Source organism: Biomaibacter sp. TOL (genome assembly GCF_059717795.1).
The window spans coordinates 84,678-107,007 of sequence record NZ_AP046092.1 but is presented as its reverse complement, the minus strand read 5'-3'; the positions used below and the strand labels follow the sequence as shown (position 1 = coordinate 107,007).

Annotated in this window: 28 protein-coding genes and 1 riboswitch; all 28 genes read left to right on the top strand. The window is 39.6% G+C overall.

What is annotated here, in order from left to right:
• The first annotated feature begins 8 nt into the window (after positions 1-8).
• The 28 genes from trmFO (at position 9) to fliQ (ending at position 22,325) form a co-directional block, all read left to right on the top strand.
• On the top strand, positions 9-1,319 hold the full coding sequence (gene trmFO, locus AC6I1H_RS00575) for an FADH(2)-oxidizing methylenetetrahydrofolate--tRNA-(uracil(54)-C(5))-methyltransferase TrmFO (protein ID WP_497739126.1): 1,311 nt from the start codon (positions 9-11) through the stop codon (positions 1,317-1,319).
• A gap of 115 nt (positions 1,320-1,434) precedes the next feature.
• Positions 1,435-2,349 (top strand): tyrosine recombinase XerC, encoded by a 915-nt coding sequence (gene xerC, locus AC6I1H_RS00570; RefSeq protein ID WP_497739124.1) that lies wholly within the window; start codon positions 1,435-1,437, stop codon positions 2,347-2,349.
• Complete coding sequence (hslV, locus tag AC6I1H_RS00565) at positions 2,342-2,872, top strand: ATP-dependent protease subunit HslV (protein WP_497739123.1); 531 nt, start codon at positions 2,342-2,344, stop codon at positions 2,870-2,872. Before xerC ends, hslV begins: the two co-directional genes overlap by 8 nt.
• 124 nt (positions 2,873-2,996) lie before the next feature.
• Positions 2,997-4,400 (top strand): ATP-dependent protease ATPase subunit HslU, encoded by a 1,404-nt coding sequence (hslU, locus tag AC6I1H_RS00560; RefSeq protein ID WP_497739122.1) that lies wholly within the window; start codon positions 2,997-2,999, stop codon positions 4,398-4,400.
• Positions 4,401-4,434: 34 nt separating this feature from the next.
• Positions 4,435-5,220, top strand: coding sequence for a GTP-sensing pleiotropic transcriptional regulator CodY (codY, locus tag AC6I1H_RS00555; RefSeq protein WP_497739121.1), 786 nt, complete (start codon positions 4,435-4,437; stop codon positions 5,218-5,220).
• A 101-nt stretch (positions 5,221-5,321) separates the two neighbouring features.
• Positions 5,322-5,410, top strand: a riboswitch (cyclic di-GMP riboswitch).
• Positions 5,411-5,585: 175 nt separating this feature from the next.
• Complete coding sequence (gene flgB / locus AC6I1H_RS00550) at positions 5,586-5,993, top strand: flagellar basal body rod protein FlgB (RefSeq protein WP_497739120.1); 408 nt, start codon at positions 5,586-5,588, stop codon at positions 5,991-5,993.
• Between the two features lie 3 nt (positions 5,994-5,996).
• Positions 5,997-6,431 (top strand): flagellar basal body rod protein FlgC, encoded by a 435-nt coding sequence (gene flgC, locus AC6I1H_RS00545; protein ID WP_497739119.1) that lies wholly within the window; start codon positions 5,997-5,999, stop codon positions 6,429-6,431.
• Positions 6,432-6,469: 38 nt separating this feature from the next.
• On the top strand, positions 6,470-6,754 hold the full coding sequence (gene fliE / locus AC6I1H_RS00540) for a flagellar hook-basal body complex protein FliE (protein WP_497739118.1): 285 nt from the start codon (positions 6,470-6,472) through the stop codon (positions 6,752-6,754).
• Positions 6,755-6,773: 19 nt separating this feature from the next.
• Positions 6,774-8,333, top strand: coding sequence for a flagellar basal-body MS-ring/collar protein FliF (gene fliF / locus AC6I1H_RS00535; RefSeq protein ID WP_497739117.1), 1,560 nt, complete (start codon positions 6,774-6,776; stop codon positions 8,331-8,333).
• A 10-nt stretch (positions 8,334-8,343) separates the two neighbouring features.
• Positions 8,344-9,351 carry a flagellar motor switch protein FliG gene (fliG, locus tag AC6I1H_RS00530; RefSeq protein ID WP_497739115.1) on the top strand — a complete coding sequence of 336 codons (1,008 nt, stop codon included), beginning with the start codon at positions 8,344-8,346 and terminating at the stop codon, positions 9,349-9,351.
• A complete protein-coding gene (locus AC6I1H_RS00525; protein WP_497739114.1) occupies positions 9,344-10,114 on the top strand; it encodes a FliH/SctL family protein in 771 nt (256 codons plus the stop codon). The genes fliG and AC6I1H_RS00525 overlap by 8 nt, the downstream gene beginning before the upstream one ends.
• On the top strand, positions 10,107-11,435 hold the full coding sequence (gene fliI / locus AC6I1H_RS00520) for a flagellar protein export ATPase FliI (protein ID WP_497739112.1): 1,329 nt from the start codon (positions 10,107-10,109) through the stop codon (positions 11,433-11,435). The genes AC6I1H_RS00525 and fliI overlap by 8 nt, the downstream gene beginning before the upstream one ends.
• Entirely contained in the window at positions 11,432-11,887 is a 456-nt protein-coding gene (gene fliJ, locus AC6I1H_RS00515) for a flagellar export protein FliJ (RefSeq protein ID WP_497739111.1), read from the top strand. The genes fliI and fliJ overlap by 4 nt, the downstream gene beginning before the upstream one ends.
• Entirely contained in the window at positions 11,884-12,453 is a 570-nt protein-coding gene (locus AC6I1H_RS00510) for a magnesium transporter MgtE N-terminal domain-containing protein (RefSeq protein WP_497739110.1), read from the top strand. The genes fliJ and AC6I1H_RS00510 overlap by 4 nt, the downstream gene beginning before the upstream one ends.
• Positions 12,454-12,498: 45 nt before the next feature.
• Positions 12,499-13,803 (top strand): flagellar hook-length control protein FliK, encoded by a 1,305-nt coding sequence (locus AC6I1H_RS00505; RefSeq protein ID WP_497739108.1) that lies wholly within the window; start codon positions 12,499-12,501, stop codon positions 13,801-13,803.
• Between the two features lie 12 nt (positions 13,804-13,815).
• Positions 13,816-14,211 (top strand): flagellar hook capping FlgD N-terminal domain-containing protein, encoded by a 396-nt coding sequence (locus tag AC6I1H_RS00500; RefSeq protein ID WP_497739107.1) that lies wholly within the window; start codon positions 13,816-13,818, stop codon positions 14,209-14,211.
• A gap of 17 nt (positions 14,212-14,228) precedes the next feature.
• On the top strand, positions 14,229-14,612 hold the full coding sequence (locus AC6I1H_RS00495) for a TIGR02530 family flagellar biosynthesis protein (RefSeq protein ID WP_497739106.1): 384 nt from the start codon (positions 14,229-14,231) through the stop codon (positions 14,610-14,612).
• A 76-nt stretch (positions 14,613-14,688) separates the two neighbouring features.
• Positions 14,689-15,927, top strand: coding sequence for a flagellar hook protein FlgE (locus AC6I1H_RS00490; protein WP_497739105.1), 1,239 nt, complete (start codon positions 14,689-14,691; stop codon positions 15,925-15,927).
• A 72-nt stretch (positions 15,928-15,999) separates the two neighbouring features.
• Entirely contained in the window at positions 16,000-16,194 is a 195-nt protein-coding gene (locus AC6I1H_RS00485) for a flagellar FlbD family protein (RefSeq protein ID WP_497739104.1), read from the top strand.
• Between the two features lie 45 nt (positions 16,195-16,239).
• The gene (locus AC6I1H_RS00480) at positions 16,240-17,055 is read left to right on the top strand and encodes a flagellar motor protein (RefSeq protein WP_497739103.1); all 816 of its coding nucleotides are present in this window, start codon (positions 16,240-16,242) and stop codon (positions 17,053-17,055) included.
• A gap of 34 nt (positions 17,056-17,089) precedes the next feature.
• Positions 17,090-17,770, top strand: coding sequence for an OmpA family protein (locus tag AC6I1H_RS00475; protein WP_497739102.1), 681 nt, complete (start codon positions 17,090-17,092; stop codon positions 17,768-17,770).
• A gap of 12 nt (positions 17,771-17,782) precedes the next feature.
• Positions 17,783-18,238 carry a flagellar basal body-associated FliL family protein gene (locus AC6I1H_RS00470; RefSeq protein WP_497739101.1) on the top strand — a complete coding sequence of 152 codons (456 nt, stop codon included), beginning with the start codon at positions 17,783-17,785 and terminating at the stop codon, positions 18,236-18,238.
• A gap of 15 nt (positions 18,239-18,253) precedes the next feature.
• Positions 18,254-19,249 (top strand): flagellar motor switch protein FliM, encoded by a 996-nt coding sequence (gene fliM, locus AC6I1H_RS00465; protein ID WP_497739100.1) that lies wholly within the window; start codon positions 18,254-18,256, stop codon positions 19,247-19,249.
• Positions 19,242-20,339, top strand: a complete 1,098-nt coding sequence (fliY, locus tag AC6I1H_RS00460; RefSeq protein WP_497739099.1) for a flagellar motor switch phosphatase FliY — start codon at positions 19,242-19,244, stop codon at positions 20,337-20,339. Before fliM ends, fliY begins: the two co-directional genes overlap by 8 nt.
• Positions 20,340-20,356: 17 nt before the next feature.
• Positions 20,357-20,716, top strand: coding sequence for a response regulator (locus tag AC6I1H_RS00455; RefSeq protein ID WP_497739098.1), 360 nt, complete (start codon positions 20,357-20,359; stop codon positions 20,714-20,716).
• A gap of 12 nt (positions 20,717-20,728) precedes the next feature.
• On the top strand, positions 20,729-21,271 hold the full coding sequence (locus AC6I1H_RS00450) for a flagellar biosynthetic protein FliO (protein ID WP_497739097.1): 543 nt from the start codon (positions 20,729-20,731) through the stop codon (positions 21,269-21,271).
• Positions 21,268-22,035 carry a flagellar type III secretion system pore protein FliP gene (fliP, locus tag AC6I1H_RS00445; protein ID WP_497739096.1) on the top strand — a complete coding sequence of 256 codons (768 nt, stop codon included), beginning with the start codon at positions 21,268-21,270 and terminating at the stop codon, positions 22,033-22,035. Before AC6I1H_RS00450 ends, fliP begins: the two co-directional genes overlap by 4 nt.
• Positions 22,036-22,055: 20 nt before the next feature.
• The gene (gene fliQ, locus AC6I1H_RS00440; RefSeq protein WP_497739095.1) at positions 22,056-22,325 is read left to right on the top strand and encodes a flagellar biosynthesis protein FliQ; all 270 of its coding nucleotides are present in this window, start codon (positions 22,056-22,058) and stop codon (positions 22,323-22,325) included.
• The last annotated feature ends 5 nt before the right edge of the window (positions 22,326-22,330 follow it).

Sequence of the window (22,330 nt, the reverse complement as noted above, 5' to 3'; positions counted from 1 at the left end):
GAGGTCAAATGCAAAGCGTCAAAGTAATCGGAGGCGGCCTCGCAGGATGCGAAGCTGCCTGGCAAATAGCCAATAACGGAATAAATGTAGAGCTGTATGAAATGAGGCCATATAAAAATACTCCGGCACATCATACGGATAAGCTGGCAGAACTTGTTTGCAGCAATTCTTTGAGATCTGACGAGATTACTAGCGCAGCCGGACTGTTGAAACGGGAGATGCGCCAGTTGAATTCCCTTGTCATTAAAGTGGCGGATGAAACTAGAATTCCGGCGGGAGGCGCTTTGGCCGTTGACAGGTTGCAGTTTTCATCAACTATTACGCGAATTATCGAAGAACATCCTAATATAACCGTCTACAGACAGGAGATGAAGCATGTTCCAAAACCCCCTGCAGTGATAGCCACGGGGCCTCTGACTTCAGATGAGTTTTCCGAAGCGCTGGGTAATTTATTGGGGAACAGTTACCTATACTTTTACGATGCTGCAAGTCCCATAATTATGGGAGATTCCATTAACTGGGAAAAAGCGTTCTGGGGGTCAAGATACGGCAAGGGCGATGAAGATTATGTGAATCTGCCCCTTACCCCGGAAGAGTACCATAGGTTTTACAATGAACTTATAAATGCTGAAATTCACAATATGAAAGAGTTTGAAAAACCGGTTTTTTTTGAAGGTTGTATGCCAGTGGAGATTATGGCGAAAAGAGGCCCCAAGACTTTGCTGTTTGGCCCTTTGAAACCTGTGGGGATAATAGACCCGAGAACGGGCAAACAGCCTTTTGCTGTTGTCCAATTGAGAAGAGAAAACAAGGAAGCAACAATGTTCAATATTGTCGGGTTTCAGACCAGTTTGAAATGGGGCGAGCAAAAAAGAGTATTTGGCCTGATCCCGGGGCTGGAAAATGCTGAATTTGTCCGTTACGGTTTCATACATCGCAATACATTTATCTCCAGTCCCCGGTTTTTAAGACCGACCCTGGAATATAAAAATGAGAAAGATTTATTTTTTGCCGGTCAAATTACCGGAGTTGAAGGTTATATAGAATCTGCGGCTTCCGGCATTGTTGCAGGGATAAATATTTCCAGAGCTTTAAAAGGTAAGAGCCCCCTGGTTTTCCCTTCTGAAACCGTTATTGGTGCTCTGTGCCAATATATTACATCGGCTAATCCGGAAAACTTTCAGCCAATGAAATCAAATTTCGGCATATTATCTCCATTCAACCGAAAAACGAGATCCAGAAAAGAGAGAAATATGTGTTTGGCGGAAAGGTCATTTTCGGCTATGAACAAAATTCTAGCTGAGATTTGTAACGGATGATGAGACCATTTCTCAAAAAAATTTAACAATGAATTTAAAAATAATTTAGAATTGAACCTTGCATAAAACAAAATATTATGATAGTATATTAAATGTTATCGAAAGGTTGATAAAATTGGATGAATCTTTGATAGACGGTTTTTTAAGCTACTTAAAAGGTGTAAAAAACGAATCTGTCAATACCCTGAAATCCTATGCGGAAGACCTGAATCAGTTTCTCGAATATTTAAAACAAAAGAAAATATCTGAACCGATATTTAAAAACGTTAACTATTCCTTAATGAGAGGTTTTTTGGTTCATCTTAATGAAAGGCAGCTTTCAAAACGAACTATTGCTAGAAAAGTTTCAGCCATAAGAACTTTTTATAAGTATCTTGTAATAGAAGGGGTAGTCGAAGAAAATGTGGCGTTATCGCTAAAAGGTATGAAACTGCCCAAAAAACTCCCAGTTTTTTTATACCCCAATGAGATTGAAGCTTTACTTTCCGCTCCATCGGACGATGTACTGGGCATCAGGGATAAGGCTGTTATGGAGCTTTTATACGCTACCGGTATGAGGGTGGGGGAACTGGCATCGCTAAAACTGAAAGATCTTAATATGGGTACCAATTTTATTATAGTTTTTGGAAAGGGCTCTCGGGAGAGAGTTGTGTTTTTTGGCTCGAAAGCTGCACAGAGTTTAGAAGAATATCTAAAAAAAAGCCGACCATTTCTTGCAAAAGATACTTCCTGTGATTTCGTATTTCTGAATAAAAACGGAAAAGGTATTACCGATAGAAGCATCAGGAGAATTGTAGAAAAATATGTAAATATTGCATCGTTAAACAAGAAAATTAGCCCCCACGCATTAAGACATAGCTTTGCGACACATATGCTGAACAATGGAGCCGATCTTAAAACAGTTCAGGAATTATTGGGGCATACCAGCCTTTCAACAACCCAAATTTACACGCATGTAACAAAGGACAGGCTGAAGGAAGTTTATATGCGAGCATTTCCCCACAATGAAGGGAGGGATACCAATGTTTAATGCCACTACCATCGTTGCCGTTGTCAAAAATAATAGTGCAGCCATTGCCGGCGATGGACAGGTGACTTTTGGCGAACATACCATAATGAAACACCATGCCAGGAAAATAAGAAAAATTTATAACGGCAAAGTTCTTGCGGGTTTTGCCGGCTCGGTGGCTGATGCCATAACTTTGTTTGAAAAATTTGAAGGCAAACTGGAAGAGTCCCATGGCAATCTGGTTAAAGCCGCGGTTGACCTGGCAAAAGAGTGGCGTACTGACAGGATGTTGAGAAAACTTGAAGCGTTGTTGATTGTGGCCGATAAAGAACATATACTCGTTATTTCGGGAAATGGAGAGGTCATTGAACCGGATGACAACATTGCAGCCATCGGATCCGGCGGGCCTTACGCGCTGGCGGCGGCCCGTGCCCTGAGTAAATTTTCGAATCTTTCCGCGGAAAAAATTGTAGAAGAATCTCTGAAAATAGCTGCGGAAATTTGCATATACACCAACAATTACATATCCGTGGAAACGCTATAAAAAAGCTTTCATTTAAATCACAATTAAACAGCGGTAGCTTTTTTGAAATGCGTTACGGAAAGCCCTATATTCCTATATTAAGGTATATTTTTGCTTTCCTATGCATTATAAGGAGGTGAAATAGATGGAAGATTTAACTCCTAAAAGAATAGTGGAAGAACTTGACAAATACATAGTCGGACAGGAAGAAGCAAAAAAATCTGTCGCCATTGCTCTCAGAAACCGGCAGAGAAGACAAAAGCTTTCTGAGGAAATGCAGGAAGAAGTGATGCCGAAAAATATCCTGATGATAGGTCCGACGGGCGTGGGAAAGACAGAAATAGCTAGAAGGCTTGCCCGCCTGGTAAATGCCCCTTTTGTAAAGGTGGAGGCCACCAAATTCACCGAAGTGGGCTATGTGGGTAGGGATGTAGATTCTATGGTAAGGGACTTGTTGGAAACATCCATACGCATGGTTAAACAAGAAAAAATGGAGAAAGTAAAAGATAGGGCAAAAGTTCTGGCCGAACAAAGGATAGTGGAAATACTGTGCCCGGCTCCCGCAAAGTCTGGTGTAAAAAATCCTTTTGAAGCTATATTTACTGGTTTTGCTAAAAACGATTACGGAGAAGATAATAATGAATACGAAGAAAAAGCCAGAAACCTGGAAGAGAGAAGAAAACAAATACTTAACGATTTAAGGGAAGGCAAGCTGGAAAAACAAATTATTGAAATAGAGGTAGAGGATAACGCGCCACCCATGCTGGAGGTATTTTCCGGTTCCGGCATGGAGGAAATGGGAATAAACATGCAGGATTTATTTGGAGGATTATTCCCAAAGCGCCGGAAAAAAAGAAAAGTGACAATTGAGAATGCCCGTAGGATTTTACTCCAGGAAGAAGCCCAGAAGTTGATAGACATGGACGAAGTGATAAACGAATCCATAAAGAAGGCTGAGGAAACCGGCATTATTTTCATTGACGAAATAGACAAAATAGCCGGTAAAGAATCCTACGGCCCCGACGTATCAAGAGAAGGCGTTCAAAGGGATATTCTTCCGATCGTGGAGGGTTCCACTGTTGTCACAAAATATGGGCCTGTTAAAACCGATCATATTCTTTTCATTGCCGCAGGAGCTTTTCATGTTTCCAAGCCTTCGGATTTGATTCCCGAGCTTCAGGGAAGATTTCCCATACGGGTGGAATTAAAAAGCCTGTCAGAAGAAGATTTAAAGAAGATTTTAATAGAACCCAAAAATTCATTAATTAAACAATATACCGCATTAATCGAAACAGAAGGTATAAAAATCCATTTTTCAGAAGATGCTATAGATGAAATAGTAAAAGTGGCAACTTATGTAAACCAGCAATCGGAAAATATCGGAGCCCGTAGGCTGCATACAATAATGGAAAAATTGCTGGAAGACATATCCTTCAATGCACCGGAATTGAAATTAACAAAAAGTGAAATAACAATTGACCGGGAATTTGTTAACAACAAATTAAAAGATATCGTAAAAGATAAAGATCTGAGTATGTATATATTATAATATTATAAATAATAAAAATTAAGGAGGAACTATAATGAGTGAAAGTCTATTAGAAAAAACAAGGAGGATCAACAAATTATTGCAGAGATCAGCAGGATATCCTGTGGATTTTAACGAGGTATGCAAAACACTGGGCGAAGTACTTTCCGCCAACGCCTATGTGGCCAGCAGAAAAGGCAAGGTGTTGGGATATTATTTGATGGAAAGTTACGACTGCGATGCTGTTCAGGATGAAGTCCTGGAAGAAAAGATGTTTCCGAAACATTATAACGACAAACTGTTGGAGATTCACGAAACAAAATCTAATGTATCTCAGGATACTCTTGAATGCGTATTTAATAATGTCACAAAATGCCCCCATCCCGATAAATTGACAACCATTGTGCCTATAAACGGAGGCGGCGAAAGGCTTGGAACATTGGTACTTGCCAGATTTGGAGATAAATTCACGGATGAAGATCTGGTGCTTGCAGAATATAGTGCCACAGTTGTAGGAATGGAGATATTAAGATCAAAAAGCGATGAGATTGAGGAAGAGGCCCGCAAGAAAGCTGTAGTTCAATTGGCCATAGGAACTTTGTCTTTCTCGGAATTGGAAGCGGTCGAACATATTTTTGAAGAGCTGGATGGCAATGAAGGTTTACTGGTGGCCAGCAAAATTGCGGATAGGGTGGGTATAACCAGATCGGTAATTGTCAATGCCTTGAGAAAATTTGAAAGCGCCGGTGTAATCGAGTCCAGATCTTTAGGCATGAAAGGAACTTACATTAAAATATTGAATGACAAACTTCTAGAGGAATTGAAAAAAGTTAGAGCATAATTAGAGTTAAAAAAATGCGTGAAAAAATCACGCATTTTTTTATATAAAGGAGGAATTTAGCATTTTTTGTCTAATTATATATTGTAAAAAATAACAAAAAATCCCTAAAAAGGCAAACTTCACCGAAAGGGTAGGGCGCAAAGCCATGGGGCTAAGGTGTGTTAAGCACTATGCTGGCCGGGTTGCTGAAAGGATAGATTGAACTATCTTTTCGAGATAGTTTTTTTAATATTGTCGAATGCCTGTGTAAAAATTATTGTAAAATGAATGCAATAAAAAAAGGATAATTTATTTTTTTGGCGAATTTAGTTAAATCAGAAGGAATAGGTAGATATAAGTCGAAAAATAAGAAGAGGTGATGAATTTTGACAGGACTCTTTGACTATATTTCATTGATGGAAAAGCAACTGGATGCAAAATGGCTTAGAAACACTGTTCTTTCAAATAACATTGCCAATGCTGACACTCCCGGCTACAAAAGATCTGACGTTTCTTTTGAAGAAGCGCTAAAAAAGACTTTAGAGCAGGAAAATAGATTACCTCTGGCTACTACTCATAAAAATCATATCGGTAACATAAAAACGTTTGAAGATATTAAGCCGACTGTATATATTCAAAATGACACTGTTTTTAGAAATGATCAAAACAATGTTGACATTGACAAAGAAATGGTGGAACTGGCTAAAAATACACTTTCCTATAATATTACTGCAGATCAAGTTCAGAGGGTTTTCCAACTGCTTGATACTGCTATAAACGGAGGGAGAAGTTAAAAAATGGGTTTGTTTGATTCCATGGATATAAGTGCATCAGGTCTGACTGCCCAGAGACTCAGAATGGATGTCATTTCAAATAATATAGCGAATGTTAATACGACCCGAACCGAGAATGGGGGACCATACAGAAGGGAAAGAGTTATTTTTAAAGAAAGGGAGCAAGACTTCGAATTCGGAGATATACTTTCAAATTTCATAAAAAACAGTCCAGGGCAGGGGGTAAGAGTAGCCGCAATAGAAAAAGACCCCGCACCATTCAAACTGGTATATGATCCCACTCATCCGGATGCGGACGCCCAGGGGTATGTACAAATGCCCAATGTCAATATTGTAACGGAAATGGTTGATATGATTTCCGCCACAAGAAGCTATGAAGCCAATATAACTGCGATAAATTCCGCTAAAAACATGATAACTAAGGCCCTTGAGATATGAAAATTATGATTAAATAATGCCGGAAAGGAGATGAGTACTTGAACATTTCCAGTATCAATGAGGTGACACCCAAGTTTTACGGGGGTATCAAAGATCAGGGGCAAAAATCTTTTCAGGATATATTGAAAGCCGCCTTTGATTCGGCAAATAGGATGCAAAACGAATATAATGAATTATTAAAAAAACAGCTAACGGATGAAAACATAGACATACATGATGTTATAATCGCCGGAGAAAAAGCGAAGCTTTCACTGGAGCTCACTTTGCAGATTAGGAACAAAGCCGTTGAAGCTTACCAGGAAATCATGAGGATGCAAGTATAAAGCATGAAGGTGGAAACAGATGGCTTTTTTTAAAAAGATCTGGCAGCAGGTGAGCGACTTCTGGTTTAGCAGAAATAGGGCACAGAAAATAAAATTATTAGTAAGCTCCTTTCTTATAATTTGCACGTTGGGTGTATTGACTTTTCTCTTGAACCGTCCAAGTTATACAACTTTGTACACAAATCTTGACGCAAAAGACGCGGGAGATATTGTAAGTAAACTTGAGGATTCCAAGATAGCGTACAAGCTTGAAGATGGTGGGAAAACTATATTGGTGGACCCCAAACAGGTGTATAAAATTAGACTTATGCTTGCTCAGGAAGGGCTTCCAAAAGGAGGAGTCATAGATTTTAGCGATGTCTTTAATAAGACCAAACTGGGTACCACAGACTGGGAAAGACAATTACAATACAATCAGGCACTCCAAGGTGAATTAACAAAGACCATTGAAGAAATGGCGGAAGTTCAATCCGCAAGAATACATATAGTACAACCGGAAAAAACTCTTTTTATCGAAACAGATTCAAAATCCGAACCATCGGCGGCAGTTTTTTTAAAGTTAAAACCAGGGGCACAGATTACCGAGGAAGAGGTAAAAGGAATAATCAATTTGATATCACATTCAGTAGAAGGAATGAAACCCGAAAATGTAACCGTTATAGATGACTATGGCCGTCTTTTGTCCGACATTGCCCTAAATCAAGATGATAATTCTAAGGAAATAATAAATTCCCAGCTGAACATTCAGAATAATTTTCAGAGACAATTGCAGGCCAGTGTTCAATCACTATTGGAGCAGGTTTTCGGGCCCGGAAATGTAGTGGTAAGGGTGAGCGCCAAGCTCAATTTTGATAAAAAAGTCGTCGAGAATAAGCTGTTTTCTCCTGTCAATAAAGATACCGGCGAGGGAATTATAAGAAGCGTTCAGGATTTGCGTGAACATTTCACAGGTGTGGGCAGTGCCTCCGGCGGAGTTCCGGGGGTCGATACAAATATTCCAGGTTATCAACAGGGCAACACAGGTAATTCAGAATATCAGAAATCGGAAGTTACGAGAAACTACGAGATAAACGAATCTCATGAGAATTTGACGGTGGCACCTGGGGCAGTTGATAAATTAACGGTTTCGGTAGTGGTAAACAGGACTTTGAATGATGATGAAAAAGAATCCATATCACGTCTTGTAGGTAATGCGATAGGTTATGATCCTGAGCGAGATCAGATTTTTATTGAAGGTATGACATTTAACAATGACCTTGTGACAGCGATGAATGATGAGATGAAAAGACTCGAGCAGCAAAAGATAAACCGTAGGAATATGGTTCTGGTCGGCACCGCATTGTTCGTGATTATATTATTTGCTGTGTTCAGTTTGATTGCTGTCCGCAGAAGAAGAAAAATTGAAGAAGAAAAAATTGCCAGAGAACTGGCAGAAGCTCAGGAAGTTGCGGCACAGCAGGCAGCTTCTCAAACTGCTGAAAAAACAAGTAGTGATGCCTATGCAAATATAGAAAGACTTGCCCGTCGCAAACCTGAAGATGTGGCCAGGGTTTTAAAGACCTGGCTGAATGAGGATTAGAGGTGAAAAAATGCCACTGGCAAAACTCACTGGGAAACAAAAAGCGGCTATTTTAATGGTTTCTCTAGAACCGGAGATAGCTGCAAACATATATAGGTTCTTAAAAGAAGAAGAGATCGAACAATTGACTCTGGAAATTGCTAATTTAAAAAAAGTTTCCAATGTGGACAAGAACGCCATTATTGAGGAATTTTATCAAATGCTGATGGCTCAAAATTACATAACAGAAGGTGGGATAGATTATGCCAGAAATATTCTGGAGAAGGCTTTAGGTACCCAGAAAGCTCTGGAAATTATCAATCGACTAACATCTTCATTACAGGTTAGACCTTTTGATTTCATAAGAAAAGCTGATCCGGTCCAATTGATGAACTTTCTCCAGAACGAAAATTCTCAGACCATTGCCCTGATCATGACATATTTGAACCCGGAGCAATCGGCTTCCCTTCTATCTTCACTTCCTCCTGAAAAGCAGGTGGATATAGCAAGGCGTATAGCAACTATGGATCGAACGTCTCCGGATATTATTCTCGAGGTTGAAAAAGTACTGGAACGTCAACTAGCTTCCCTGGTGACGGAGGATTATACCAACGTCGGCGGAATCCAGGCGGTAGTAAATATTTTGAACAATGTCGACAGAGGCACTGAAAAGAATATAATTGAAGCCCTTGAGATGGACAATCCGGATCTTGCGGAAGAAATAAGGCGCAGAATGTTCGTGTTTGAAGATATTCTCACCATGGACAACAGGTCTATACAGCGCACTCTTAGAGAAGTGGATAATCAGGACCTTACCATGGCGTTAAAAGGTGCCAGTGAGGAGGTTAAGAAGAAAATCTTCAGCAACATGTCCAAGCGCCAGGCCGAAATGGTCAACGAAGACATGCAGTATATGGGGCCAGTGCGCTTGAGGGATGTGGAAGAAGCCCAGCAAAAGATCGTCAATATAATTAGAAAACTTGAAGATGCTGGCGAGATAATAATTTCTCGCGGCGGAGGTGACGAAATAATTGTCTAGGGTTTTGAAATATGTGGATGTCAATACTCATTCACCATATATGCTAAAAAATTTTCAGCCCGATTTAAAAAACAGGGTAGACGAGAATAAAATGGAAATAGTAAAAGTGGCCCGTAATAGATTTTATGAAGATGGGGCAAAGTCGATAATGGATGATGCGGTGGCAAGAGCCAGAGAAATTTTATGCAGGGCAAGGGCTGATGCAGAAAAAATAATAAATGACGCCAATAACCAAAAGCAGGAAATTGAGAAACAAGCTTTTGAAAAGGGGTATGCAGAAGGGTTTGAAAAAGGAAAACAGGAAGCGCTGCAACAAAACCTAAAACTATGGGAAGAACGCTTAGCACAGTTTAATATATTAAGAAAACAGCTATTGGAACAAAACAATATTTATCTTGATTATCTGGAAAAGGAAGCTTTAAAAATCGCATTATATACCGCAGAAAAAATATTGGCTCAGGAAATCGAGGTAGATTCCGTATACTATCTTAACTTGATAAAAAAAGCTTTGGAAAAAGCGGGTGAGGAAAAAAGTATCTTTATAAGGATTGCGGAGCGGGATTATGAAAAAATCAAAGATATTGGCGAACTGCACAATATACAGAATGGCGTAAGCAAAATCAATTTTGTTAAAGACCCGCTGCTTTCATCGGGAGAATGCATTATTTATAGCGATTATTTTGAGATAGACGCCGGAATTCATACCCAGGTGGAAAATATCCGGTCAAAGCTGAAAGAAATAGGTGTTATAGATAATGCGTGAAAGCCTGTTTCGATATGTTTATAAAGCTATAGATGAAGCAGAAACTGTAAAACCAAAAGGTAAAATTGCAAAAATCGTGGGTCTTACCATCGAAGCTCTTGGTCCGCCGGCCGAAATAGGCGAAATTTGTACGATAACATCTTCGAAATCAGATAAAAAAATTATTGCAGAGGTTGTGGGATTTAATGAAAAGAAAGTTATCTTAATGCCTTTAGGCGAAATGGAAGATGTGGGCCCCGAATGGGAAGTGGAAGCAAGTGGGGAAAAACTCACTGTGCCCGTAGGAAACGGACTTCTCGGCAGGATTTTGAACGGGTTGGGGAATCCTATCGACGGCAAAGGACCACTTGTTTATGAAAGTCGATATCCAGTGTTTAATTCCCCTCCAAATCCTGTAGAAAGATTGCTTATAACACGGCCTTTACCTCTTGGAATAAAATCAATCGACACTCTTCTCACGTGCGGGTGTGGCCAGAGAATTGGTATATTTTCAGGCAGCGGCGTAGGAAAAAGCACTTTATTGGGTATGATTGCTCGAAATACGCGGGCGGATATCAATGTTATAGGACTTATAGGAGAAAGAGGCCGTGAGTTGAACGGTTTTATCAACAAAGATCTTGGCGAAGAGGGATTGAAAAGATCTGTTATTGTCGTAGCAACATCAGATCAACCGCCTCTGGTTAGGACAAGAGCGGCTTTTACAACTACCGCCATAGCGGAATATTTCAGGGACCAGGGCGCAAATGTTATGCTGATGATGGATTCCCTCACCAGGTTTGCCATGGCTCAACGGGAAGTGGGTCTTGCAGCGGGGGAACCTCCGGTGACAAGAGGATATACGCCTTCCGTATTCGCCATATTACCGAAGCTCCTGGAAAGAGCCGGCACTTCAAAAAAAGGGTCAATTACAGGAATTTATACAGTTCTGGTTGACGGAGACGATCTAAATGAACCCATCTCCGATGCGGTGAGAGGAATTCTTGACGGTCACATAGTGCTGTCAAGGACTCTCGCCAACAGAAACCATTATCCGGCTGTAGATATCCTGGCCAGCATAAGCAGATTGATGAATGATGTCATATCTAAAGAACATAAAATGCTGGCAGGCAGGGTTAAAAATATACTTTCGGTTTACCGGGAAGCAGAAGATTTGATCAACATCGGAGCTTATGTTAAAGGAAACAACCCTAGGATAGACGAGGCATTGAAGTACATAGACCAAATTCAGGATTTTTTAAAACAAGAAGTGGATGAAAAAGTAGATTATCAGGAGGCTCTCAAAAAGTTGGAAGAAATATTTAAAGAGGAAGGAAAGCAATGAAAAAATTCAAATTTAAATTGGAAACTCCTCTTAAAGTAAAAAAGATTAACGAGGACCTCTGCAAACAAAAACTGGCAGAAGCAATTCTGGCAAAGTCAAAGGAAGAAAACCGCCTCAATAATTTGCTAATGACCGAAGTGAAAATAAAGGCCGAACTTAAAGATAAGCTGTCGGATTCAATTAAAGTGGAAGACCTTTGTTTGTTTAATACATATATCGACGATTTAAATTCCGGTATACAATTTCAAAAAATTGCCGTAGACAATGCAATCTTGGCGTATGACCGGAGCCGGTTGACTTTCATAGAAACAAGGAAAGAACGACAGGTCTTTGAAAAAATAAAGGAAAAAAGATTTGTAGCTTATTTAAAAGAAATAAATTCGGAAGAGCAGAAAATCAGCGACGAATCAGCGGTTATCAGTCTTATCTTTCGAGAGGGGGGAACTCCATGAGTTTCCTCAATAATAAAAACGTGTTAATTGCATTTATTGTATTTTTTATCTTGGTAGTTGTCGCTGCCGGATTGATTTTGTTTTTCAAAAATGCAGATTTAAACAATATCAATCCTGTTATGAAAAAAGTCCTTTCTGTATTACCCGGTTTTGACAGCAGATTAGAACAGGCGGAACAGATAAATGAAGTACAAAAGCAGCAAAAACTTATTGAAGAAGAGAAAAGTAAGCTCAAGGCCGAATGGGACAGCTTATCAAAAAAAGACCAGGAACTGGCGGCAAAGGAACAGCAATTGAATCAGCGCGAACAGGAGTTAAAAACAAGAGAGTCTGAAATTGCGGCTACAAAGGAAAAGCTTGAAACAAACTTGAAGAATATTAAAGACATAGCTCAGTATTATGAGTTAATGGATCCGGGGAATGCTGCCAAAATTTTAGCAGCTATGGATGATGAGCTTATCATTCAGATATTCCAGAATATGAAAAAGGAATCGGTTTCACAGATTCTATCTTCCATGGATTCAAAAAAAGCAGCATCCATTACCAAAAAGATGAGTGGGATATAAAATATTGACCACACAAATAAAAAATCAATGAAAGGAGGTGAGAACATGAATATGGCTGTTTCAACCTGTGCTGTAAGTAAGGACGCAAACATTTTTTCATTCGGGAGAAATGACGTTAAAAGTGCTGTTGAAGGTTTTGAAAAAATTTTGCAGGGATTCGGGAAGAAATCCAAAAAAGACTTATTCGCTTTGGATCAGGATATAAATTCGGTTTTACTGCAGTACCTGGCTTCAATAAATTTGATTCAATGCCCGGATGAAAAAGGTAACGAACCTGTAGACGGAGAATACGGTAATTTAAACAGTTTAACACAGATTGATGCGCAACTGTCCGACGTTGTAGAAATAAGCAGATTGTGGAAAGCCCTTGTATCGAGCTTTTCTTCGGAAGGCAAATTTGATGAAATAATAGCGGCAAAATTTTATGAAGCTTTGAAGTTATCCATGCCGGAAATGTCAGAGGTTGATTTTGATTTATTTCTGGAGCAGTTAAAAAATCAATTGAATCAAATATCTGAAAACCTAAATATTGCGGAAGATGATGTCACGGAAAATGAGTATTTGGGTTTGATACAAGCGGGCGAATCAAAAGAAAACGTGAAGCAAAAAGATTATGAACAGATTTCCCCCGTAAAGAACGGGAACATTTCTGTAAATGGCGAAGAAGACTATAAAAGAGATGTGGTAATAACAAAAGGCCGGGAGACATGGAGCAATCTAGACTCAGCCAAAGAATCAGAAATCGCAAAATCGGTCAATTATGATACCGGAACAATAAATACAGAAAAAACAAGCAACAATGCTTTAGAAAATGATATTGCTATATTAGATGGCATTTTAGGCGAGGTGTCTGCAGGTTCTAAAGCCAATATCAACGACAGAGTTCAAACGCTCCATGAAGTAAGAACGCTTACAGCAGAAACTTTCGAAGAGATAGTGGATAAAATTCAGTTGGCCGTAAAAGACAAAACTAGTGAACTAAGCCTCAAATTAAAGCCTGAGTATCTCGGAAACGTTATGATTAAGATTATTTCTGAAGGAGATAAAATAAGAGCTGATCTTTTCGTGGAAAATGCCTATGTACATGAAGCCGTGCAGTATCACGCGCAGGAACTTAAAAACCAGATACAGCAGCATGGCTATAATCTGACTGAGTTGAATGTTTACCAAACATCCGATTGGCTCACGGGCAATTTCAACGGAAGCAGTTTTCAGCAAAATACTCACCTTTATCATTTCAAAAAAACAAGATATAATTTTCATAATCAGGAAAAACAGATTGAAGAAGTAGTGGCAAAAAGCAAATATGATGATTGGCGAAACACCGGAAGCATCAATTATGTGGTGTAAAGGAGGAATATCATGACATCGGTAAACAGTTATTACTATACAACAGGGTCTTCTGACTCAAGCACATCAAGCAGCACGGGGAGCAACAGTCTTGGAAAGGATGAATTCTTAAAACTGCTTGTGACGGAACTTAAATATCAAAACCCCTTAGACCCCCTGGACAGTACCGAATATATCGCACAGCTTGCTCAATTCAGCTCTCTGGAACAGATGCAAAACCTGAACACGCAGATGGCCAGTCTTTCAGCGGTGAGCGTTATCGGGAAAACTGCTACAGCATTAGATGATGAAGGAAATCAGATTTCCGGGCAGATTAAGGGCGTTACATTCGGCAGCGGCGAGATAAGCTTAATAATCGGAGATAGTGAAACTAAAGTTCCAATGGAAAATGTTATTGAGATAAAATAAGGTGGGGAAGCTCAACCATGGCAGAATTAATAAATATTCCGCCTAATATTAGCGGAATAAAACCCGAAGCAAAAGAAACAAATAAAAATCATAGCTTCAATAAAACGGAAGATTTCCAGAATATATTACAACAAAAAATTGTTCAACGAGGCCTTAAAATATCCAATCATGCCCAGATGCGAATGAACATGAGAAACATTTGTTTGGATGCCCAGCAGATGGCCAAACTGTCCGATGCGGTCGACAGGGCGGAACAAAAGGGCGTGAGGGAATCTCTGATATTAATGAGCGATCTGGCGTTTGTGGTAAGTGTAAAAAACAGAACGGTGATAACTGCCGTAGATGGACCCAGTATAAAGGAAAACGTATTTACAAACATAGATGGTGCAGTAATAGTATGAGCCGGACCGCAAAGGAGGCTCAAGGCTCCGGAACGACTGAAGGAGCCTGCACCTGAAATAAAAGGAGGAAATTGTTATGATGCGGTCAATGTTTTCAGCTGTGACAGGTCTTAAAAATTTTCAGACAAAAATGGATGTTATCGGCAATAACATAGCCAATGTCAACACCGTTGGGTTTAAAAAGAGCAGGGTTACTTTTCAGGATACACTCAGCCAGACCATGCGTGGGGCGGCATCACCCCAGGGCAACCGTGGCGGCACTAACCCCATGCAGGTGGGGCTTGGTATGACTATAGCCACCATCGATACTATACATTCACCTTCCAGCTTCGAATCCACAGGTTATACTACCGACCTCGCTATAGATGGTGACGGTTTCTTTATCGTAAGCGATGGCCTGAATAGGTACTATACACGGGCAGGAAACTTCACCTTTGATGAATTGGGTAATTTTGTAAATTCGTCCAACGGTTTAAAAGTAGTGGGGTGGCAGGATTCGGAAACATATACCGTACCCTCGGATAAATCACCACAAAATTTGAGCACGATTACAATAAAAAAAGGTATGATGATGGAGGCAAAAGCCACTAGTGCTGTGAGCTTTGCGAAGAATCTCAATTCGGAGACTGCCAGCGGCGAAAGTTATGTACTGCCTTTCAAAATATATGATTCATTGGGACAGGCACATAATCTGAAAATTACATTTACTAAAAGTGCAACCGACAACCAATGGGACTATAGTATTACTTCAGATGATACAACGTTGAATGTTAGTGGTGGTTCAGGGACTTTACAATTTACCACGGACGGCGCACTTAACATGACTACACCGCCAGGAACAGTGACTATAACCGTACCCGGAGCTAATACAATCACGTTTACTCCCAACTTTGATGAAGTAACCCAGTATGCCAGCGATACCACTGTTGACCTGGATTCACAGGACGGATACACAGCAGGAAGCTTGCTGAGCATTTCAATAGATACCAATGGTGTTATTTCAGGGGTGTTCGATAACGGGCAGAGCCGGGAACTGGCTCAGATAGCTCTGGCTAACTTTACAAATCCCGGCGGTCTTATAAAGGCGGGAAACAATCTGTATCAATACTCCAACAACTCCGGCGAGCCACAGATAGGTACAGCTGGCACTAGCGGCAGGGGCACTGTTTCTCCTGGCAATTTGGAGATGTCCAATGTAGACCTTTCAGAAGAATTTACGCAGATGATCATCACTCAGAGGGGTTTTCAGGCAAATTCCAGGATAATCACCACATCGGATGAGATGTTGCAGGAACTGGTAAACCTGAAGAGATAATGTATAAGCGGCTTTAAATGAAAAAACCGGGTCCGGCAAGAAACCGGACCCGGCAAAAAGAGGTGTCGGTGCATGATTGAGCTTACAAAGCTTAATGGCAGAAGTTTTGTGCTAAACGCTGATCTTATTCAGGCTATAGAAATTACTCCAGACACCGTGATTACCCTTACTAATGAAACCAAATATGTGGTGAAAGAATCAAAAGAAGAAATCGTTAAAAAAGTGATGGATTATAAAAGAAAAATATTCGGAAATAAGGATTTGTAGAAAATGATAGTTATTCGATTAATATGTTGAAGGGAAGTGTGGCTGATGGACCTTGCTACAATTATAGGTATTATCAGCGGCATAGCGATTTTTTTGTGGGCTATCAGTATGGGAGGAACGTTGAGCGCTTTTATAAACATCCCGTCGGCTCTTATTGTCTTCGGCGGTGTTCTGGCTGCTACTCTCGTAAATTACCCTATTGGCAAATTGATAGATGTATTGAAAATATTAAAGATTGTATTCAAAGAAAAACGGCTTGAACCGGGAGACATAATAAAAAATATCGTCAGCCTGGCGGAAACGGCAAGGAGGGAAGGTCTTCTTGCGCTGGAGGACGCCGCTTACCAACTGAAGGATGAATTTTTAAAAAAGGGTATACTGCTGATTGTTGACGGGACCGATCCGGAACTGGTGAGAAACATTCTTGAGACAGAACTGGCTTTTCTAGAGGAAAGGCACAAAGAAGGCCAGAGCATATTTGAGACAATGGGCGCATTATCTCCGGCTTTCGGTCTCATAGGGACCATTATAGGGTTAATAAACATGTTAAAACAGTTGGACAATCCCGACGCCGTTGGGCCTGGCATGGCTGTCGCCCTGATAACAACTTTTTATGGGGCAACTTTTGCAAATTTATTATTTATACCTATTGCCGGGAAACTCAAGGTTAGAAGTAGGGAAGAAATACTTATGAAAGAAGTTATGATAGAAGGCATGCTGTCCATTCAAGCCGGGGAAAACCCGAGGATAATCGAAGAAAAATTGAACGCTTTTCTATCCCCGAAGAAAAGAAATAGCATAAGAGGGGCAAAAACTTCGGAAAGTGGTGAGGACCTTGCCTGGCAGCAGACGACGAGGTGAGAGCGAGAGTCAGCCCCCTGGCTCCCCACTCTGGATGACAACATATGGGGATTTGATGACGCAGATTTTGATTTTTTTTGCACTTCTCTTTGCCTTATCAAGCGTTGACACAAAAAAATTTGACATGTACATGTCTTCTCTGCAGGGTTCACTGGGGATCATCCAAGGAGGGCAAACACTGGAAAAAGGTGAATTTATTGAATCGGGAGAAGTGGGGCAATTTCTGGTATCGGCCGAAGAACAGAGAAAATTTGAAAGGCTTGAACAAAATGTTAAAGATATAGTAAAACAGAATGGTTTAAATGGAATTCAAGTTGAACTGGATGAGAGAGGTCTGGTAATAAGGTTTGTGGAAGGGGTTCTTTTTGATTCGGGTAAAGCGGACATTAAAGAGCAGGCAAGGGTCGTTCTTGATAAAATCGTTCCGGTTTTAAAACAGAGCCGGAGGCAGATAAGAGTAGAAGGCCACACCGACAACGTTCCGATACATACGCGGGAATTCCCTTCAAACTGGGAACTATCTACTGCCAGAGCGGTTAACGTGGTAAGGTATTTTATAGATAAACATAATTTTTCGCCATATACGATATCTGCAGCAGGTTATGGCGAGTACAGACCTGTGGCACCCAATGATACGGATAAGCATCGGGCTTTAAACAGGCGGGTTGATATAGTCATATTAAAATCAGTTTCCGAAAATGAGGAACCTAAGTGAGGGGGAAAAGCAATGGCTACAGTTCAAACCGGTCAAAGCAACAAATCGAGCTTCAAAAATATAATACTAGTCGTGATAATTCTTTTCATGTTGATGTTAATGACATCTGTCGTAGCATATTTTGTGGCGAGAAACTTTGCTGGAAGCACCATAAATAGTCATGAGACCGAAAAACAGGCCACACCGTATTCTGCGGGCGATTTTTTAACAAATCTTTCCGATAAAGGTTATATTAAAGTATCACTGGTATATCTTTTAGATAGTAAGGAATTGGAAAAAGAACTGCAATCCAAAGATTTTGAAATAAGGGACAGGATTTTTACAATATTAAGATCAAAGAATTTTGATTCAGTAAAGGACAGTCGCGGCATGGAGGAGCTCAGAAAACAAATTAAAACATCTATCAATTCTTTATTAACCAGCGGCAAAATCACCGATGTATATTTTACAAGCATTATTGTAAATTGAAGAGGAGGGAAAAATTTGTCTGAAATTCTTTCCCAAAGCGAAATAGATGCTCTCCTCTCAGCCATTTCCAAAGGAGAAATAAAAGCCGAAGAAGTAAAAAGCAAAAGTGCCGAAAAAAAAATTAAACAGTATGATTTTAAGAGGCCAAACAAGTTTTCGAAAGAACAGCTTCATACTTTGAGCATTATCCATGAAAACTTTGCAAGGTTGTTGACGACATATCTTTCCGCACAGCTTCGGACACTAGTTCAGGTAAATGTATATTATGTAGAGCAGATGACATATAACGAGTTTATTTCTTCCCTGCCAAATCCATCGTTAATTTCTGTAGTAAATTTCTCGCCTCTAAAAGGCGCAATTATAATAGAAATAAATCCGTCTGTTGCTTTTGCCATTATAGACAGGTTGTTAGGAGGAGCAGGTGAATATAAGGAAAAATTAAGAGAGCCTACCGAAATAGAGAATGGCATTATTGAAAAAATTTTTATTAAAATGACTTCAATTTTACGTGAAGCCTGGAAAGACATTACGGAAATAAACGCTGCATTGGAAAAAATGGAAACAAATTCTCAATTTATACAACTGGTTGCTCCAAATGAAGCAGTGGCCCTCATTACATTCAGTGTAAAGGTTGGGAAAAGTGAGGGCATGATAAATATTTGCATACCTCATATAGTAATTGAGCCTATAATATCGAAACTTTCTACCCGGATCTGGCTTTCCAATACAAAAAAAGAAGTTTCAGAAAAAGCCGTGCATTTTTTAAGTAATAAAATAAGCGGAATGAAAGTTGAAATGAAAGCGGTTCTTGGGAAAGTGAACATAACAATAGGCGATTTTTTAAACTTGAAGTTGGGAGATGTCATAGCTCTGGATAAAAATATCAGAAGCGAAGTAGAAATCTTCATTCAGGATAGTTTGAAATTCAAGGGTATCGTAGGCATTTTTCACAACAAAATGGCTGTAAAAATAACAAGTTTAGCTGCAGAGGAGGAAGAACCAAATGGATGAGAATATATTGTCTGATGAAGAGATAAGGGAACTTATAAAGGGCAAGGAAATGGAAAGCAATATACTTACAAGAGAAGAGAAAGATGCCCTTGGAGAAATAGGAAATATATCGATAGGCACTTCTGCGACCACTTTATATTCTCTGCTCAGAAACAAAGTAACCATAACCACTCCCAATGTGAGTGTAACAAAAATAAACGAATTAAAAAAAATATATCCTGTACCTTTTATCGCTATAGAAGTATCCTATACAAAAGGCCTGAATGGAAGCAACATTATGATAATACGAGAAAGCGACGCTAAAATAATTGCGGATTTGATGATGGGAGGGGATGGGAAGAATATCGATGCAGAACTGGATGATCTTAGATTGAGCGCCGTAGGAGAAGCTATGAATCAGATGATGGGTTCCGCTTCTACGTCATTGTCTACCATGTTGAAAAAAGATATTAACATTTCTCCGCCAAAGCTCAGCAGAATTAATTTTGCCACCGATTCTCTGGAAAGTTTTTTTGATGAAAATGAGTCCATTGTTGTCATATCGTTTAAGATGCAGGTAGGCGATTTGTTGGACAGCAATATCTTTCAGCTAATGCCTATATCTTTTGCCAAAACCCTTGTAAAATATCTTTTTAATCTATCCATGAACGGCGGAGCGATTTCGGAAGAAGCGCCGGGTATTGAAAATGGCCCATCTTCCGAACATATGCAAAATGACACAACAATCTCCCGTCAGAAAGAAGAAAAAAATGTGGCGGAAAGGAGGAATGAAGTGACGGTAAGAACGGTTCAATTTGAAAAGTTTCAAGAAGAACCATCGCCACCTTCAAATTATAGTCTTGATTTAATTATGGATGTTCCACTGGAAGTCACGGTGGAATTGGGAAGAACGGTAAAAACCATAAAGGAGATATTGAGTTTCAGCCATGGTTCTATTGTAGAATTGGATAAAATGGCCGGCGAACCAGTGGACATTTTGGTCAATGGCAAATTTGTAGCCAAAGGTGAAGTTGTGGTAATAGATGAGAATTTTGGAGTAAGAATAACAGAAATCATAAATTCTATAGAAAAAGTAAATAGTTTACAGTAATCAGGAGGATGATCTTAATGGGAGGAATTTTAATAGTAGATGATGCGGCTTTTATGAGGATGATGATCAAAGATATTTTAACAAAAAACGGTTTTCAAATTTGTGGTGAAGCTGAAAATGGAGCAATTGCGGTTAATATTTATTCAGAACTGAAACCCGATCTTACGGTCATGGATATCACCATGCCGGAAATGGACGGCATAGAAGCAGTAAAAAGAATAAGAGCCAAAGATCCTTCCGCTAAAATTATTATGTGTTCAGCCATGGGGCAGCAGGCAATGGTTATCGATGCGATTCAGGCGGGCGCCCGGGATTTTATAGTAAAACCATTTCAGCCCGAAAGAGTAGTGGAAGCCGTGAGGAAAGCCCTGAGCTAGAAGGGAATGCGTATGAAAAAAATATCTATTTTAAAACGGCGGGGATTTTTAATCATATGTGTATTAATTGTAGCAATTTTAAATAGCGCATATGCCGCTTCTCCGAATGTTGACAATTTAAAAACATACAATTTTGATACCCAAAAACAGCAGCAAAATTATACCCCTGCAAAAAGCGCGATGACTTTTTTTGTGTATTTTCTGTTGTTTGTTATTATATCTTTACTGGCGTTTTTAACTACAAGATGGATAGCAAGATTTCAAATTAACACCCGGCCAAAAAGCAAATATATGGAAGTTATCGATATGCTGCCCCTAGGAAGTAATAAGGGCATATATATAATAAAAACCCCACAGGGTCTGATGTTAATGGGAGTATCGGAAAAAAATTTTTTCATGATATCAAGACTGAATGATGAAGAGGCCGTATTAATTAATGAGGTGGAAAAAGTAAATTCAGATACATTTAATAAAACTTTTACCAATCATCTGGAATATTTTTTAAGGAATTTAATTAGAGAGCCGGGGAAAAGAGATAATGGTGATGATTCATGAATAAAAGCGGCAAAATGTTATTTAAAATATTATTTACGGCTGTCATTTTTTTTAGCCTGAACAATATGGCGAATGCAGCTCCGGAAATTCCCGTTCCGTCATTGCAGTTTATTCAACCGTCGAAAAGTCCGACGGATACGGCGGTAACTTTGCAAATAATATTGCTTCTTACTGTACTGTCATTGGCTCCCTCAATATTGATAATGTTGACCTCGTTTACCAGGATAATAATCGTTCTTTCTTTTGTTAGAAATGGTCTGGGGGTCCAGCAAGTGCCGCCGAACCAAGTATTGATAGGCCTGGCTCTTTTTATGACCGTATTTGTTATGGCTCCGGTATGGAACGATATAAATGTCGAAGCTTTGCAACCATATATGAACCAGCAAATCAGCACCGAAGAGGCCCTGAATAAAGCCCAGGTCCCTTTGCGGGATTTTATGTTCAGACAAACTCGAGAGAAAGACCTGGCGTTATTCGTTCATTATGCGAAACTTAAGAATGAAATAAAAACTCTAGACGATGTTCCTACATATGTTTTAATCCCCGCTTTTATAATCAGTGAGCTTAAAACGGCTTTTCAGATGGGATTTGTAATATTCATACCTTTTCTGGTAATCGATATGATTGTTTCAAGCACATTGATGTCCATGGGAATGTTGATGCTTCCACCCGTTATGATCTCCCTGCCTTTTAAAATACTGTTGTTTGTTATGGTTGATGGGTGGAATATTGTCGTAAATTCTCTTCTGGCAGGATTCCATTAAACAGAAAAAGGTGATGTAATATGACTCAAGAAACTATTATACATTTGGGTCAGGAAGCAATGACAGTCGTTTTGCTGGTATCCGCTCCGATGCTGGGATTTGGTATGCTGGTAGGCATTGTAATCAGCATATTTCAGGCCACCACACAAATACAGGAACAGACTTTGACCTTTGTACCCAAAATAGTGGCAGTGATTATTGCTATTCTGCTTTTCGGACCATGGATGCTGACTATTATTACTCAATTTACGCAAAGTCTATTTAATCAATTGCCAAATTTTATTTATTGATTTAC